This window comes from Pseudaeromonas paramecii (assembly GCF_039540575.1).
GTDB classification, from domain to species: domain Bacteria; phylum Pseudomonadota; class Gammaproteobacteria; order Enterobacterales; family Aeromonadaceae; genus Pseudaeromonas; species Pseudaeromonas paramecii.
Window position 1 is genome coordinate 118170 of the sequence record NZ_BAABFC010000017.1, and the last position, 15440, is coordinate 133609.

Below are 15440 nucleotides of genomic sequence, written 5' to 3' on the forward strand. Positions count from 1 at the left end.
GCACACCAGTGAGGCGAGTACGAGTGTCAGGGCAGCTATCATGCTGGTTTACACCCCAACCACTGGGTTAAGGCGTCGGCTCGTGGCACCAAACATGCACGAGGCCCTGCGCTCCTGGCCGCCTCTGGCTTATTGTACGGTGGATTTGGTCCGCATTGCCGGCAGGCTCACGGAGAGGCATTCCAGTATCATCTCTTCGGGGATGATATTGAGGGCATCGAACCTGTCCACGCAGAAGTAGGTGCATTCGCCATTGTTGGCTTGGATGGCGTGAACTTCGCCGTAAATCGTCTTGGTGCCAATCGTTATCTGTTTTTCCATGATGTTCTCAACGTCTCCATGTGAGGGGGATCTGCGTCCTGCTGCCTGGCGGGGCTGTGCACCACCGGCGATGGGCGCTCATGCTACGAGCCTTGCTGCCGCGATTCGCTCGACTAGCTCACATTTGTCGATTCGTCAAACATCCTGTTTACATGAAGGATGACGCTTGTCTATGGGCCGCGGACGGGGGGCGCGACTGGGCGGCAGTTTAGCCTCCCTTAATCCAGGTTATCCGACGTGTGTAGATTGGGGGCTCTGGTAATCCCCGGTCGGCACGCTGGATAGCAAGGCGGACAAGCGCCGCTCAAGCCGCCCCGGTTGATGCGGCGATCTCGGCTCAGCGCCTCGCGGCACCCCGGCTGGGTCACATTTGAGTTCTTTTGCGCCAGGGCTTGGGGCCAAGGGGAGCGGGCACAGGGGGGTTGGTTACCCGGAGGCTGAGGGAGCCTATCGACAATAAGCAAAACCGCCCCTGGGCCGGGGCGGTTGGTGGATTTGGCTGGGCCTGCGTATGGTCGCGCTGGGGCCGCCTTAGAGCTGCTGACCGTTGCTGGCGATCACCTGCTGGTACCAGTGGAAGGAGTCCTTGCGGGAGCGGGCGCCTGTGCCGCTGCCGTCGTCGTGCCGGTCGACATAGATGAAGCCGTAGCGCTTCTTGTATTCGCCTGTGGTGAAGGAGACCAGATCGATGCAGCCCCAGGGGGTATAACCCATGAGATCCACACCATCCAGGGTCACCGCCTTGATCATCTCCTGGATATGGGCCCGCAGGTAGTCGATGCGGTAGTCATCGTGCACCCGGCCGTCCTCGGCCGGCTTGTCCACGGCGCCAAAGCCGTTCTCCACGATAAACAGTGGCACCTGGTAGCGCTCGTACAGACTGGCCAGGGCGTAGCGCAGGCCCACCGGGTCTATGCTCCAGCCCCAGTCGCTGCTGCGGATATGGGGGTTGGCTACCGAGTAGGGCGAGCTGCCGTCCTGGCTGCCGGCAATGGACTTGGCTTCGCCGGCCTGTACCGTGCTGGACATGTAATAGCTAAAGCCGATGTAGTCCACCTTGCCGGCGGCCAGGATGGCGGCGTCTTCCTCTGCCATTTCGATGTCAAAGCCGCGGCGCGCCCAGTCCCGCAGGGCATAGCTGGGATAGGCCCCGCGCACCATCACATCGGTGAAGAAGTAGCGATCCCGCATGGCCTGCTGGGCCAGCATGATGTCATCCGGGTGGCAGGAGTAGGGGTAGAAGGGGGTGAAGGCGCACATGCAGCCGACCTGGAGATCCGGGTTCAGCTCGTGGGCGAAGCGCACCACCTGGGCACTGGCGACAAACTGGTGGTGCACCGCCTGGTACATGGCCTGGCGGGCATCGGCCTGCTGGCTGAAGCGCACCCCGGAGCAGACCCAGCCGAACAGATCCGAGTCGGTGTTCATCTGGTTGTTGATCTCGTTAAAGGTCATCCAGTAGCGCACCTTGTGCTGGTAGCGGCGGATCACCACCTGGGCGAAGCGCACGAAGTGGTCGACAACCTCCCGCTTGAGCCAGCCCTCACCGGTCTTGGCCAGGTGGTAGGGCATCTCGAAGTGGCTCAAGGTGATGACGGGTTCGATGCCGTATTTGAGCAGCTCATCAAACAGATCATCGTAGAACTTCAGTCCGGCCTCGTTGGGCTCGGCCTCGTCACCCCGGGGGAAGATGCGGGTCCAGGCGATGCTGGTGCGGAAACACTTGAAACCCATCTCCGCCAGCAGAGCCACGTCTTCCTTGTAGTGATGGTAGAAGTCGATGGCCTGGTGGTTGGGGTAGTACTCGCCGGGCTGCACCCCGTCGGTGATGCGGCGCAGCACGCCGTGAGCGCCGCCCGTCAGGACATCCACCACGCTGGGGCCTTTGCCCCCCTGATCCCAGCCCCCTTCAAGCTGGTGTGCGGCCACGGCGCCGCCCCATAAAAATGTCTCTGGCAAGGATGCTTGCATAGCCCAGTTCTCCTGTGTGCTTTTCACGCCATTGAGCCTAGTCGAGGTCTCAGGTCTGCCGGCATGATGCCGGCTGTTACGGTAAAATGCAACCGGTTGCATTTCGGGTTGCCAAAAAGGATCTGGCGTCCAGTGCCGCAAGCGCCCGGGGCGATTACCAGTCGTCGGCCACTTCGATGGCCGCATCCTGGCGCTGGGCCTGATGCAGGTACTGGCGAATGGCCTGTATGGCATAACGCACCTTGGCCGGCAGGGCCTCGCGGCTGCTGGTGACGGCATAGAGGTTGACGGCGGGCAGCTGCCACTGGGGCAAGACCCGCACCAGGCTGCCCTCGGCCAGCTCGCTCTGGATATCCAGCTCGAAACGGTGGAACAGCCCCAGTCCCTGGCGGTTCATCATGGCCAGGGCCTGGGATTCGTTGCCCAGAATGCGGCCGGGCAGCACCAGCTCCCGCAACTCGCCGCTGTTGACGTGGGTAAAGGGGAAGCTGTGGGGATTGTGCCGGCTTGTGAGGATCAGCATCTGATGGCGCTGCAGATCCTCGGGCTCCGCCGGGGTGCCCATGCGCGCCAGGTAGGCGGGGGCGGCGCACAGCACATAGCGCAAGGAGCCCAGCCGGCGGGCCACCTGATTGGAGTCTTCGGCCTCGCCCAGCCGCAGGGCCAGATCCACCCGCTCGGCAATGAGATCGACGGGGTCATTGGTGGAGAGCAGACGCAGCCCCAGCTGGGGGTAGTCATGCAGCAGGGGAGCCAGGGCGCGGCCCAGGTGGTGGGCGGCAAACATGATGGTACTGGCGATACGCAGCTCGCCGCTGGGGGCATCCTGCTGGGCCGCCAGCATCTGCTCGGCGGCTCGGGCACTGAGCAGCATCTCCCGGCAGTGTTCATACACACCTTCGCCCACGGCGGTGAGGCTCAGCTGGCGGGTGGAACGGTGCAGCAGCACCACCCCGGTCTCCTGCTCCAGCTGGCGGATCTGCTGGCTCACCGCCGAGGGGGTCATCTCCAACACCCGGGCGGCGGCGGTCATGGAGCCGGACTCCACCACCTGTGCGAATACCGCCAACCGCTTTAGATGCTCCATTGTGAAGCCTCGCTTAATACTTCATGCAGAATTTGCCGTCTATTCTAAACATTTTGAAATGAATATCGTAAAAAAAGGCCAAGTGTCGGCCTTGTAATCGTTCGAGTTCCTGTATCGTCATGCGTCCTGTTTTTTTTCGCTTACCTCCGCCTGATGCCAAGTGGCTGTTTGCCATCAAGGTCAGCTGTGCCGGGCTGCTGGCGTTGAGCCTCTCCATCTATCTGGGACTGGATAGGCCCTACTGGGCCATGATGACCGCCTTCATCGTCGCCCAACCCTTCGCCAGCCTGAGCCTGGTGAAGGGGGCCTCACGGCTGGCCGGTACCTTGATTGGCGGGATCGCGGCCCTGTGTCTGGCCACCTGGTTTATCCAGTGGCCCTTGCTGCATCTGGTGGCCCTGTCGCTGTGGCTGGCCTTGTGCATCTTTCTCTCCTTGCTGGAGCAGAGCCTCTACAGCTACGCCTTCTTGTTGAGCGGCTACACGGCGCTGTTTGTCACCTTGCCTTATGTGGATCACCCGGATGGCCTCTTTCTGATCGCCCTGAGCCGGGTGGAGGAGATCGGCCTGGGGATTGCCTGCTATCTGCTGCTGGATCTGTTGCTGTGGCCGCGCCGAACCCATGACAGATTTCTAAGTCAGCTGACCGGTTGGCAGCAACAGCTGCTGGGCTGGCAGAGCCGTCTGCTGGCGGATCCCGATGCCAGCGGAGCCGAGACCCTGCTGTTGCAACTGGGCCAGCTGGAGCAGCTGCGGCCCCAGGCGCTGAGTGATTCATCGCGGCTGCGAGCGCACCGGGGCTTGCTCACCGAACTGCACGGCGAGCTACAGGCCCAGTTGACCCTGGGGCTGAGTCTGGCGGATCTGTTGCAGGAAGCCCGTCAGGCGGGTGTGGCGATGCCGGCGCTGGACGAGCTGCTGGCGTTGGCTCGGCATACCCTGGCGCGGCTGGCGGCCGGCGAGCGTATCGGTACGCCGCCCGAGCGCCTGTTTGCCGATGAAACCCATGCCTGTCTGACCGGGCGACTGGCTAGCCTGCTGGGTTATTGGTGGCAGAGCCATCATCTGATCCAGCAGCTCTCCCACCTGCTTAGCATGGCGCCGGCCCGCCGCCGTGGACGGCGACAGCACAGCCACCCCCATGTGGATGTGGGCCGTGCCCTGCAGAGCGCCCTGACGGCCGGACTCTCCCTGCTGCTGTGTGGCCTGTTGTGGATGACCACCGGCTGGCAGAGCGGCTATCTGGCGGTGATGATGACCGGGGTCGCCTGCTCCCTGTTTGCCGCCAGCGACAACCCGCTGGTGCCCGCCAAGGGCTTCTTCATCGGTTCCTTGCTGGCGCTGCCGGTGTCGGCGGTGCTGCAGTTTGTGTTCTTGCCGCTGGTGGATGATCTGCCGGGTCTGATCTGCGTCTTGCTGCCCTTCTTGCTGTGGGGTGGCCAGCGTATCGGCAATCCGGCCACGGCGCCGCGCAGTGTGCCCCTGGTGCTGGGCACCCTGGCCATGCTGACCATCACCAACGACAGCCGCTCCACCCTGCTGAGCCTGATCAACCTGGGGTTGGCCCAGCAGGTGGGCATAGGTGTGCCGCTGTTGCTCACCGGTGTGCTGCGTCGCCTGGGAGCCCAGGTGCAGTTGCCACGGCTGCAGCGAGCCCTGGAGCGGCTCTTCATCCGGGTGGCCCGGGGGGATGGCCGCCTCGATCGTGCCGCGCTGGAGCGCCACGGGCAGGCCATATTGCAGGCCCTGGTGCAACGGGCCGGTGGGCAAGCCGGCGCCATGCTCGGCGGGGGCGGGGCCTTGCTGCGGATGGGGCTGAGTCTACTGCGGTTGGCGTTGCCTGCCGCCCAGCTGCTGCCCCATGGCCGCCGGGCATTGCAGGAGAGCCGACAGGCCCTGATCGATTTTTTCACCTTGCCATCTGGGGCGCGGGAGCAGGCCTACCCGGATCTGCTGGCCAACCTGGAGGCACAACGGCAGCGGTTGGCCCAGCCGGCGGGCGCCGTCTCCACCAGCGTGCTGCATCACTTTGACCATCTGTTGCTGGCCCTGCGGCTGCACAGAACCTTTTTTACCCACCCCATGAGGAGCTAGGCATGTTGGAGCTGGATATGGGCGGCCTCTTGTTGTCGCCCCTGTTGCTGGCCGGGTGTCTGTCACTGCTGCTGCAGCCTCTGATCCCGGGCGCCTGCTACCGCTGGCTGTGGCATCCACAGCTGGCCCGGTTGGCGGTCTTTATTCTGAGTACCTGGGGATGGCTGCAACTGCTGCAGCAGCTGCCCAGGCTGTTTTCCTGATAGCGAGGTTTGCATGGGTTCATTCTGGATCTTGTTGCCCCGGTTGGTGGCAACCCTGGCGCTGGTGGGGCTGGCCGCCCTGGCCGGCGTTCATCTGTTTGATTATTACCAGGCCGCGCCCTGGACCCGGGATGCCCGGGTACGCACGGAACTTATCCGTCTCACCAGCGATGTGGCCGGGTTTGTCAGCGAGGTGCGGGTTGCAGATAACCAGCTCGTACATCAGGGCGACTTATTGTTCGTGGTGGACAAGAGCCGCTATGCCCTGGCGGTGGCCGATGCCGAAGCCAACGTGGCTCGATTGACAGTGAGCGCGGCACAAAAGGCGCGGGATGCTCGTCGTACCCAGCGTCTGGATCAGATGGTGAGTCAGGCGGCCCGGGAGCAGAGCCAATCCGAGGCCCAGGTGGCCGCCGCCGAGCTGCAGCAGGCGAAGGTGGCCCTGCAGCAGGCCCAGCTCGATCTGGCCCGCACCGAGATCCGGGCCCCCTGTGATGGCTATGTCACCAACTTCTCGCTGCATGTGGGGGATTACCAGCAGGCCGGCAGTCCGGCCCTCGCCCTGCTCAGTGCCAAGGAGTTCTACGTGGTGGGCTATTTCGAGGAGACCAAGCTGCCCCGTATTCAGGTGGGGGATCCGGTAGAGATCCGTCTGATGGGCATAGCTCAGCCGCTGACCGGTCAGGTGAGCAGCATCGCCGGCGGGATCCAGGACGATGTGCAAAGTGGCAGCCAGGGGGAGTTGGCGGATGTGAGCCCCACCTTTGAATGGGTGCGGCTGGCCCAGCGGATCCCGGTGCGCATCACGCTGGATCCGGCGCCCGAGGGGGGTCGTCTGGTGGCCGGTCAGACCGCCAGCGTCACCGTGCTCGAAGACGAAACCTCCCGACTGGCGAAGCGTCCGGAGGCGGCCGCGTCGGCACGGGGCTAACGCCGTGTTGCATGGGGGCAGATAAAAAAACAGGAGGCCATGGCCTCCTGTTTGCGTTTGGGTTGCCTTGCCGGGGCAGATTATTTCAGACCGGCGGCATCCCGCAGCAGGGCAGCCTTGTCGGTCTTCTCCCAGGGGAACTCCTCGCGGCCGAAGTGGCCGTAGGCGGCAGTGGCCTGGTAGATGGGACGCTTCAGATCCAGCATCTCGATGAGCCCGTAGGGACGCAGGTCGAAGAACTGGCGCACCAGCTTGATCAGGCTGGCTTCGTCCAGCTTGCCGGTGCCAAAGGTTTCCACGCTGATGGAGGTGGGCTCGGCCACGCCGATGGCGTAGGAGACCTGGATCTCACAGCGATCCGCCAGACCGGCGGCGACGATGTTCTTGGCCACGTAGCGGGCGGCGTAGGCGGCGGAGCGGTCCACCTTGGAGGGATCCTTACCGGAGAAGGCGCCACCACCGTGACGGGCCATGCCGCCGTAGGTATCAACGATGATCTTGCGGCCGGTCAGGCCACAGTCGCCCATGGGGCCGCCGATGACGAAGCGGCCGGTGGGGTTGATGAAGTACTTGGTATTGTGGTTGAGCCACGCCTTGGGCAGTACCGGCTTGATGATCTCTTCCTGGACTGCTTCCACCAGCTGATCGTGCTCGATATCTTCGCGGTGCTGGGTGGAGAGCACCACGGCATCGATGCCCTGGATCTTGCCGTCGCTGTCGTAGGCGAAGGTGATCTGGCTCTTGGCATCCGGACGCAGCCAGGGCAGCACACCATTCTTGCGCACCTCGGCCTGACGCTTCACCAGGCGGTGGGCGTAGGTGATGGGGGCGGGCATCAGCACATCGGTCTCGTTGCTGGCATAGCCGAACATCAGGCCCTGGTCACCGGCACCCAGCTCCTTGGGATCCTTACGATCCACACCGCGGTTGATGTCCGGGGATTGCTTGCCGATGGCACTCAGCACGGCGCAGGAGTTGGCATCGAAGCCCATGTCGGAGTGGACATAGCCAATCTCGCGGACCGTGTTGCGCACCAGCTCTTCGATATCCACCCAGGCGGAGGTGGTGATTTCGCCGCCCACCAGCACCATGCCGGTCTTGACGAAGCTTTCGCAGGCCACCCGGGCCATGGGATCCTGGGCCAGGATGGCATCCAGTACCGCGTCGGAGATCTGATCCGCAATCTTGTCGGGATGGCCTTCGGAAACGGATTCGGAGGTAAAGAGTCTAGCCATGATGTTCTCTATATCTGACGGGCGACCTCAAGTCGCCGGGTTGGCATTAGGCAGGCGTGATACGGATGTATCCCCATCTGGACGTCTATTTTATGTAGGCCATGGCACCATTGCCAGTAAATTTTCCGGCCCCGTGGTCTGGGCGCGTACTGGGCAGATAATGTTTGCGCGCCTCAGGGCTGTTTGGGACAATGCGCGCCGAAAGAACAGGACAAGCTGCATAAGCGCACAGAATCACGCAGGAGAAACAGATGCCTTCTCGTAAAGAGCTCGCCAATGCCATCCGTGCATTGAGTATGGATGCCGTACAAAAAGCCAATTCGGGTCACCCGGGCGCCCCCATGGGGATGGCCGACATTGCCGAAGTGCTGTGGCGGGACTACCTCAAGCACAATCCGGCCAACCCCCAATGGGCCGATCGCGATCGTTTCATTCTGTCTAACGGTCACGGCTCCATGCTGCTGTACTCCCTGCTGCACCTGACCGGTTACGATCTCTCCATCGAGGATCTGAAGAACTTCCGTCAGCTGCACTCCCGCACCCCGGGTCACCCGGAATACGGTTATGCACCGGGTGTGGAAACCACCACAGGCCCCCTGGGTCAGGGGATCACCAATGGTGTGGGCATGGCCCTGGCCGAGAAGATCCTGGCTGCCCAGTTCAACCGTCCTGGTCATGACATCGTCGATCACCACACCTATGTGTTCATGGGCGACGGCTGCATGATGGAAGGCATCTCCCACGAGGCCTGCTCCCTGGCGGGTACCCTGAAGCTGGGCAAGCTCATCGCCTTCTGGGATGACAACGGCATCTCCATCGACGGTCACGTGGAAGGCTGGTTTGCCGACGATACGGCGGCCCGTTTCGAAGCCTACGGCTGGCAGGTGATCCGCGCCGTGGACGGTCACGACGCCGAGGCCATCAAGGCGGCCATCGAGGCCGCCCGTGCCGAGACCGATAAGCCGACCCTGATCTGCTGCAAGACCATCATCGGCTTCGGTTCCCCCAACAAGGCCGGCTCCCACGACTGTCACGGTGCGCCCCTGGGTGCCGCCGAAATCGCCGCTGCCCGCGAGTTCCTGGGCTGGACTGCCGAGCCGTTCGTGATCCCCGAGCCCATCGCCGCCGAGTGGGATGCCAAGGCCGATGGCGCCGTGCTGGAGCGGGAATGGAGCGCCAAGCTTGCCGCTTACCAGGAGGCCTATCCTGAGCTGGCCGCCGAATACCTGCGCCGCATGGCCGGTGACCTGCCGGCTAACTGGGCCGAGGAGTCCGCCAACTTCATCGCCCATCTGCAGGCCAACCCGGCCAAGATCGCCAGCCGCAAGGCCAGCCAGAATGCACTGGATGCGTTCGGCGCCCTGCTGCCGGAACTGCTGGGCGGCTCCGCCGACCTGGCGCCTAGCAACCTGACCATCCACAAGAGCTCCGTCTCCATCACCGCCGATGACGCCTCAGGCAACTATGTACACTACGGTGTGCGTGAGTTCGGCATGTCCGCCATCATGAACGGTGCGGCCCTGCACGGTGGCTTGATTCCGTATGGCGCCACCTTCCTGATGTTCATGGAGTACGCCCGCAACGCGGTGCGCATGGCAGCCCTGATGAAGCAGCGCTCCATCTTCGTCTATACCCACGACTCTATCGGTCTGGGTGAAGACGGCCCCACCCACCAGCCGGTGGAGCAGATCGCCTCCTTGCGTCTGACCCCCAACATGAGCACCTGGCGCCCCTGCGACCAGGTGGAGTCCGCCGTGGCCTGGAAGTATGCCATCGAGCGTAAGGACGGCCCCAGCGCGCTGATCTTCTCCCGTCAGAACCTGGCGCAGATGGAGCGGACCCCGCAACAGCTGGCCGACGTGGCCAAGGGCGGCTATGTGCTGAAGGATTGTGCCGGTACGCCGGATCTCATCTTCATCGCCACCGGCTCTGAGGTGGAGCTGGCCATGACCGCCGCCGAGCAGCTGAGTGCCGAAGGCCGTGCCGTGCGCGTGGTCTCCATGCCCTGTACCGATCTGTTCGATGCGCAAAGCGCCGCTTACAAGGAGTCCGTACTGCCGGCCCTGGTGTCCCGTCGGGTGGCTGTCGAAGCCGGCATCGCCGACTACTGGTACAAGTACGTGGGCCTGAACGGAGCCATTATCGGCATGCACAGCTTCGGCGAGTCCGCGCCGGCCGAGCTATTGTTCAAGGAATTTGGTTTCACCGTGGAGAACCTGGTGGCCAAGGCCAAGGCACTATTCTGAATCTTGGTCTGATCTTGGGTTCAGCTTAGATTCAGTAATGCAACGGGAGCTTCGGCTCCCGTTTTGTTTGTCACACTTTGCCAGGCTCTTTTACGCGTCTTTACATGGCAGACCTGTCTGTCCGATGGCGGATAACCGATACTGGCGCCGATCACGTACCCGTCGTGAAGGAGTGTGATGATGAAGTCTATTCGTATATCTGTGCTGGCGTGTTGTCTGGTTCTTGCCTGTCAGGTGCAGGCTAGGCCGGGCGGTGGCGGCTGGGACAACCCGTCTGGCCCGGGTGCTGGCCCGGGTCCCTGGATTAAACCCGTGCCACAACCCCATCCGGCTCCCGGTGGCTGGGTGGATGTGCTGCCGCGTGGCTATCAGACCGTGCTGGTGGCCGGCCTGACCTATTTTGTGCTGAACGACATCTGGTACAAGATGAACGGCGGCCGTTACCAGGTGGTGACGGCGCCGACCCAAACCACCACCACCACCACGACCACCACGGTCAACGGTGGCTATGAGCAGCCCTATGGCTTGACTCAGGTGGATATCGGTGGTGTCCGGTACTATGTGCGCGATGGCCGCTACTATCGCCGCAACGTCGATGGGGAATACCTGGAGGTGACGCCGCCGGCGTCACAACGTGGCAGCTATTAGGTATTGCCTTTCTCAATGGCGTCACCGCTGCCAAGGCCCGATAACGGGCCTTTCTTGTTATGGGGAACCAGGGTGCCGGCCAGGAAGCCGTTGGCCTGGGGGCGCCGCGGCTGCGCGTTTTTTTTGCATAAAACCTCATCTGCCTATCGCCTTTGCGGGGCAAGACAAGTACACTTCTTTGGCCCAAAGGGGGAGCTTGCTCACAGATTGTGCCCACAAATGGCGCTGATCCCGTACTTCCCCCTCATTGCGCGGTTGAGGCGCAAGATTGCCCTCCTGGCGTTAGGTTTTCCTGGCTGGACTGATATGCATCAAGCCAGCGTCGCATGAAAGCCGCTATGATGCGCCGCCGCTCTGGGGACTTTGTTTGTCCCCGACTTTTTTACCAAAGGGCGCCAAGCCCTTTGGTTGGTCACACCCCCGGCGGGATGCCGAGTGGATGCCGATGACCACCTGCTGTGATACGCCGCCATGGCGAAGCAGGAATACAGGCTCACTGTTTTGTCTGAAAATCTATAGAGGACTGAGTATGTCTGTTATCAAGATGACCGACCTGGATCTGGCTGGTAAGCGTGTTCTGATCCGTGCTGACCTGAACGTACCCGTTAAGGAAGGCAAGGTTACCTCCGATGCACGTATCGTTGCCACCCTGCCCACCATCAAGCTGGCTCTGGAAAAGGGCGCCAAGCTGATGATCACCTCCCACCTGGGTCGTCCCACCGAAGGCGAATACAACGAAGAATTCTCCCTGCTGCCGGTGGTCAACTATCTGAAGTCTGCCCTGGATTGCCCGGTGCGTCTGGCCAAGGATTACCTGGATGGCGTGGAAGTGGCTGCCGGTGAACTGGTGGTGCTGGAAAACTGCCGTTTCAACAAGGGCGAGAAGAAGAACACCGAAGAGCTGGCCAAGAAGTACGCTGCCCTGTGTGACGTCTTCGTAATGGACGCTTTCGGTACCGCTCACCGCGCCGAAGGTTCTACCCACGGTGTCGCTCAGTACGCGCCTGTTGCCTGTGCTGGTCCGCTGCTGGCGGGTGAACTGGATGCGCTGGGCAAGGCCATGCTGAAGCCTGAGCGTCCTATGGTTGCCATCGTGGGTGGCTCCAAGGTTTCTACCAAGCTGACCGTGCTGGAATCTCTGTCCAAGATCGCCGACCAACTGGTAGTTGGTGGTGGCATCGCCAACACCTTCATCGCCGCGGCTGGTCATAACGTGGGCAAGTCCCTGTGCGAGCACGATCTGATCGACACCGCCAAGAAGCTGGCTGCCGAAACCAACATCCCGGTCACTACCGATGTGGTGGTGGGCAAGGAATTCTCCGAAACCACTCCGGCCACCATCAAGGCTGTGGCTGACGTGGCTGACGACGACATGATCTTCGACATCGGCCCGGATTCCGCCAAGGCCCTGGCTGACATCATCATGAATGCCAAGACCATTCTGTGGAACGGCCCTGTGGGTGTGTTCGAATTCGACCAGTTCGCCGAAGGCACCAAGATCATCGCCGAAGCCATCGCTGCTTCTCCGGCTTTCTCCATCGCTGGCGGTGGTGACACCCTGGCCGCTATCGACAAGTTCGGTATCGCCGACAAGGTTTCCTACATCTCCACTGGCGGCGGTGCCTTCCTGGAGTTCGTAGAAGGCAAGGTTCTGCCGGCCGTAGCCATCCTGGAAGAACGCGCCAAGGCCTAAGTGCCGTAGACGGGAGGGGTGACCCTCCCGTTTCTTCGTCCCGCTGTCGGGACTCGGATCTGTAAATCTGATGTGGGCTCGCCAACATCAAATTCAACGTGATAGGACCATAGATATGTCTAAGATCTTCGATTTTGTTAAGCCCGGTGTGATCACTGGCGATGACGTGCAGAAAGTATTTGAAGTGGCCAAGGCCAACAAGTTCGCTCTGCCGGCCGTTAACGTAGTCGGTACCGACTCCATCAACGCCGTTCTGGAAGCTGCCGCCAAGGCCAAGTCTCCGGTGGTTGTTCAGTTCTCTAACGGTGGTGCCGCTTTCATCGCCGGTAAGGGCCTGAAGCTGGAAGGTCAGCAAGCTGCCATCCTGGGCGCTATCTCTGGTGCCAAGCACGTTCACGCCGTGGCCGAATACTACGGTGTGCCGGTTATCGTTCACACCGACCACGCTGCCAAGAAGCTGCTGCCCTGGATCGACGGTCTGCTGGACGCCGGTGAAAAGCACTTTGCCGAAACTGGCAAGCCGCTGTTCTCCTCCCACATGCTGGACTTGTCCGAAGAGTCTCTGGAAGAGAACGTGGACATCTGCTGCAAGTACCTGGAGCGCATGGCCAAGATGGGCATGACCCTGGAACTGGAACTGGGCTGCACCGGTGGCGAAGAAGATGGTGTGGACAACAGCCACATGGATCAATCCGCCCTGTACACCCAACCGGAAGACGTGGCCTACGCCTACGAGCGCCTGTCCAAGATCAGCCCGCGTTTCACCATCGCTGCCTCCTTCGGCAACGTACACGGTGTATACAAGCCGGGTAACGTCAAGCTGACCCCGTCCATCCTGGATGCTTCCCAGAAGTACGTATCCGAGAAGTTCGGTGTGCCGGCCAAGACCCTGAACTTCGTGTTCCACGGTGGTTCTGGTTCTACCGCTGCCGAGATCGAAGAGTCCGTCAGCTACGGTGTTATCAAGATGAACATCGACACCGACACTCAATGGGCTTGCTGGGAAGGTATCCTGGGCTACTACAAGGATAAGGAAGCTTATCTGCAAGCTCAGCTGGGCAACCCGGAAGGCGCTGACTCACCGAACAAGAAGTACTACGACCCGCGCGTATGGCTGCGCAAGGGCCAAGAGTCCATGATCGCCCGCCTGCAGCTGGCCTTCAAGGAACTGAACGCCATCGACGTACTGTAATCGGTACGCGCGGCAGCCAGGCTGCCAAGATAAGAAGCCGCCCATCTGGGCGGCTTTTTTTATGCCTTTTGGGCTTAGCGCCGCGTAACACATGAGAAAAATCGAGGGTTTAAGCGGCAAAATTTGCAAAAAATGAACAAGAAGTCGGATCTGATAAGAAATAAGATGTGTAAAGATTGTAAAAATTATACCCGCACGGAATAAGGACTCAATGATGAGACAATTTGTCGCCACCGAGCAAGTCATGGTTACCGCCCTGCAGCATGGCGTTTTACAGCTGGGGGCCGATGGACATTGGTATCCCGTCTCGGTGGGTGACATCTTGGCCAAGGGGACTGTATTGCGCGCGGAGGCACTGGCCGATGTCAGCTTGGCACCGGCGGACGAACCGGCGGACGAAGGGCGCGAATCGACACCTCCCGGCGACTACCTGGTAGAGCAGCAGGGGGAGGCTCCGGCGCCTAACGCGCAACCGGGCGGCGATTTGCCCGCTGATGTGGCCGCCTTGCAGCAGGCAATTCTGCAAGGGGTGGATCCTACTCAGAACTTTGAGGCCACGGCGGCCGGTGGAGCCGGTGCCGGGGTGGCCGGTGCAGCAGGTTCCGGCAATGGTGGTTTTGTCGAGGTGACACGCACGGGTGACCAGACCATAGCCACGGCCGGCTATGACTCCACCGTCAACCCGACCGCCGCCTTGTTGTCAGTTCCCGATGCGGCTGCCGAGCAGTTAACCGGTGATGCGCCTAATCAGCCACCGACAGCCGCAGATCTTTCATTGACCACCGCCGAAGACACCGCGGTGAGTGGTGTTATCAGTGCCAGCGATCTGGACGGTGACAGCCTGAGCTTCACAGTGGGTACGGCACCGGCCAATGGCAGCGTGACCCTGAATGCCGACGGCAGCTTCACCTACACACCGGCGGCGAACTACCACGGCAGCGACAGCTTCACGGTGCTGATCGATGACGGTAACGGTGGCACCACCAGCAGCACGGTCAGCATCGGGGTGACGCCGGTGAACGATGCGCCCACCAGCGCCGATCAGTCGCTGACCACCGCCGAGGACACCGCGGTGAGTGGCGCCATCAGTGCCAGCGATCTGGACGGCGACAGCCTGAGCTTCACAGTGGATACGGCACCGGCCAATGGCAGCGTGACCCTGAATGCCGACGGCAGCTTCACCTACACGCCGGCGGCGAACTACCACGGCAACGACAGCTTCACCGTGCTGATCGATGACGGTAACGGTGGCACCACCAGCAGCACGGTCAGCATCGGGGTGACGCCGGTGAACGATGCCCCCACCACGGCGGATGTGAACCTGACCACCGCCGAAGACACGGCGGTGAGCGGTGTTATCAGTGCCAGCGATCTCGACGGTGACAGCCTGAGCTACGCGGTATCCAGCGAGGCGAGTCACGGCAGCGTGATCCTGAATGCCGACGGCAGCTTCACCTATACGCCGGCGGCGAACTACCACGGCAGCGACAGCTTCAGCGTGCTGATCGATGACGGTAACGGTGGCACCACCAGCAGCACGGTCAGCATCGGGGTGACGCCGGTGAACGATGCGCCCACCAGTGCCGATCAGTCGCTGATCACCGCCGAGGACACGGCGGTGAGTGGCGCCATCAGTGCCAGCGATCTGGACGGCGACAGCCTGAGCTACACGGTATCCAGCGAGGCGAGTCACGGCAGCGTGACCCTGAACGCCGACGGCAGCTTCACCTACACGCCCGCGGCGAACTACCACGGCAGCGACAGCTTCACGGTGCTGATTGATGACGGTAACGGTGGCACCACCAGCAGCACGGTCAGCA

12 protein-coding genes are annotated in these 15440 nt (G+C 61.9%); 8 read left to right on the forward strand and 4 right to left on the reverse strand.

Annotation, left to right across the window (positions count from 1 at the left end):
- Window positions 1-129: 129 nt before the first annotated feature.
- The 3 genes from ABD847_RS13095 to ABD847_RS13105 all read right to left on the reverse strand — a co-directional run bounded on the left by ABD847_RS13095 (window position 130) and on the right by ABD847_RS13105 (window position 3379).
- Window positions 130-321, reverse strand: a complete 192-nt coding sequence (locus ABD847_RS13095; RefSeq protein WP_345013732.1) for a hypothetical protein — start codon at window positions 319-321, stop codon at window positions 130-132.
- Window positions 322-852: 531 nt separating this feature from the next.
- Complete coding sequence (locus ABD847_RS13100) at window positions 853-2292, reverse strand: 6-phospho-beta-glucosidase (RefSeq protein ID WP_345013734.1); 1440 nt, start codon at window positions 2290-2292, stop codon at window positions 853-855.
- Between the two features lie 154 nt (window positions 2293-2446).
- Entirely contained in the window at window positions 2447-3379 is a 933-nt protein-coding gene (locus ABD847_RS13105) for a LysR family transcriptional regulator (RefSeq protein ID WP_345013736.1), read from the reverse strand.
- A 119-nt stretch (window positions 3380-3498) separates the two neighbouring features.
- Between ABD847_RS13105 and ABD847_RS13110 the strand changes: the two genes are divergently transcribed.
- From ABD847_RS13110 to ABD847_RS13120, 3 genes are read left to right on the forward strand one after another with little or no spacing between them, the layout of a single operon-like run.
- Window positions 3499-5472, forward strand: coding sequence for an FUSC family protein (locus tag ABD847_RS13110; RefSeq protein ID WP_345013738.1), 1974 nt, complete (start codon window positions 3499-3501; stop codon window positions 5470-5472).
- Between the two features lie 2 nt (window positions 5473-5474).
- On the forward strand, window positions 5475-5675 hold the full coding sequence (locus ABD847_RS13115) for a DUF1656 domain-containing protein (RefSeq protein WP_345013740.1): 201 nt from the start codon (window positions 5475-5477) through the stop codon (window positions 5673-5675).
- Between the two features lie 13 nt (window positions 5676-5688).
- Window positions 5689-6606 (forward strand): efflux RND transporter periplasmic adaptor subunit, encoded by a 918-nt coding sequence (locus ABD847_RS13120; RefSeq protein WP_345013742.1) that lies wholly within the window; start codon window positions 5689-5691, stop codon window positions 6604-6606.
- A gap of 80 nt (window positions 6607-6686) precedes the next feature.
- On the opposite strand, the gene metK is transcribed toward ABD847_RS13120, so the two are convergent.
- Window positions 6687-7841 (reverse strand): methionine adenosyltransferase, encoded by a 1155-nt coding sequence (gene metK, locus ABD847_RS13125; protein ID WP_345013744.1) that lies wholly within the window; start codon window positions 7839-7841, stop codon window positions 6687-6689.
- Between the two features lie 251 nt (window positions 7842-8092).
- On the opposite strand from metK, the gene tkt reads away from it, so the two are divergent.
- The 5 genes from tkt to ABD847_RS13150 form a co-directional block, all read left to right on the forward strand.
- Entirely contained in the window at window positions 8093-10087 is a 1995-nt protein-coding gene (tkt, locus tag ABD847_RS13130) for a transketolase (protein ID WP_345013746.1), read from the forward strand.
- Between the two features lie 180 nt (window positions 10088-10267).
- Window positions 10268-10735: a DUF6515 family protein gene (locus ABD847_RS13135; RefSeq protein ID WP_345013748.1), complete on the forward strand. Its 468-nt coding sequence runs from the start codon at window positions 10268-10270 to the stop codon at window positions 10733-10735.
- A 529-nt stretch (window positions 10736-11264) separates the two neighbouring features.
- Window positions 11265-12428, forward strand: a complete 1164-nt coding sequence (locus ABD847_RS13140) for a phosphoglycerate kinase (protein WP_345013750.1) — start codon at window positions 11265-11267, stop codon at window positions 12426-12428.
- Window positions 12429-12543: 115 nt separating this feature from the next.
- A complete protein-coding gene (fbaA, locus tag ABD847_RS13145) occupies window positions 12544-13620 on the forward strand; it encodes a class II fructose-bisphosphate aldolase (RefSeq protein ID WP_345013752.1) in 1077 nt (358 codons plus the stop codon).
- 214 nt (window positions 13621-13834) lie between these two features.
- The coding region (locus ABD847_RS13150; RefSeq protein WP_345013754.1) for a retention module-containing protein at window positions 13835-15440 on the forward strand (1606 nt) is incomplete at its 3' end.

Coding starts and splice junctions, on each gene's coding strand:
- ABD847_RS13140 (WP_345013750.1), top strand. CDS start 11,265: ATGTCTGTTATCAAGATGACCGACCTGGATCTGGCTGGTAAGCGTGTT.
- ABD847_RS13135 (WP_345013748.1), top strand. CDS start 10,268: ATGAAGTCTATTCGTATATCTGTGCTGGCGTGTTGTCTGGTTCTTGCC.
- ABD847_RS13095 (WP_345013732.1), bottom strand. CDS start 321: ATGGAAAAACAGATAACGATTGGCACCAAGACGATTTACGGCGAAGTT.
- metK (WP_345013744.1), bottom strand. CDS start 7,841: ATGGCTAGACTCTTTACCTCCGAATCCGTTTCCGAAGGCCATCCCGAC.
- ABD847_RS13120 (WP_345013742.1), top strand. CDS start 5,689: ATGGGTTCATTCTGGATCTTGTTGCCCCGGTTGGTGGCAACCCTGGCG.
- fbaA (WP_345013752.1), top strand. CDS start 12,544: ATGTCTAAGATCTTCGATTTTGTTAAGCCCGGTGTGATCACTGGCGAT.
- ABD847_RS13115 (WP_345013740.1), top strand. CDS start 5,475: ATGTTGGAGCTGGATATGGGCGGCCTCTTGTTGTCGCCCCTGTTGCTG.
- tkt (WP_345013746.1), top strand. CDS start 8,093: ATGCCTTCTCGTAAAGAGCTCGCCAATGCCATCCGTGCATTGAGTATG.
- ABD847_RS13105 (WP_345013736.1), bottom strand. CDS start 3,379: ATGGAGCATCTAAAGCGGTTGGCGGTATTCGCACAGGTGGTGGAGTCC.
- ABD847_RS13110 (WP_345013738.1), top strand. CDS start 3,499: ATGCGTCCTGTTTTTTTTCGCTTACCTCCGCCTGATGCCAAGTGGCTG.
- ABD847_RS13100 (WP_345013734.1), bottom strand. CDS start 2,292: ATGCAAGCATCCTTGCCAGAGACATTTTTATGGGGCGGCGCCGTGGCC.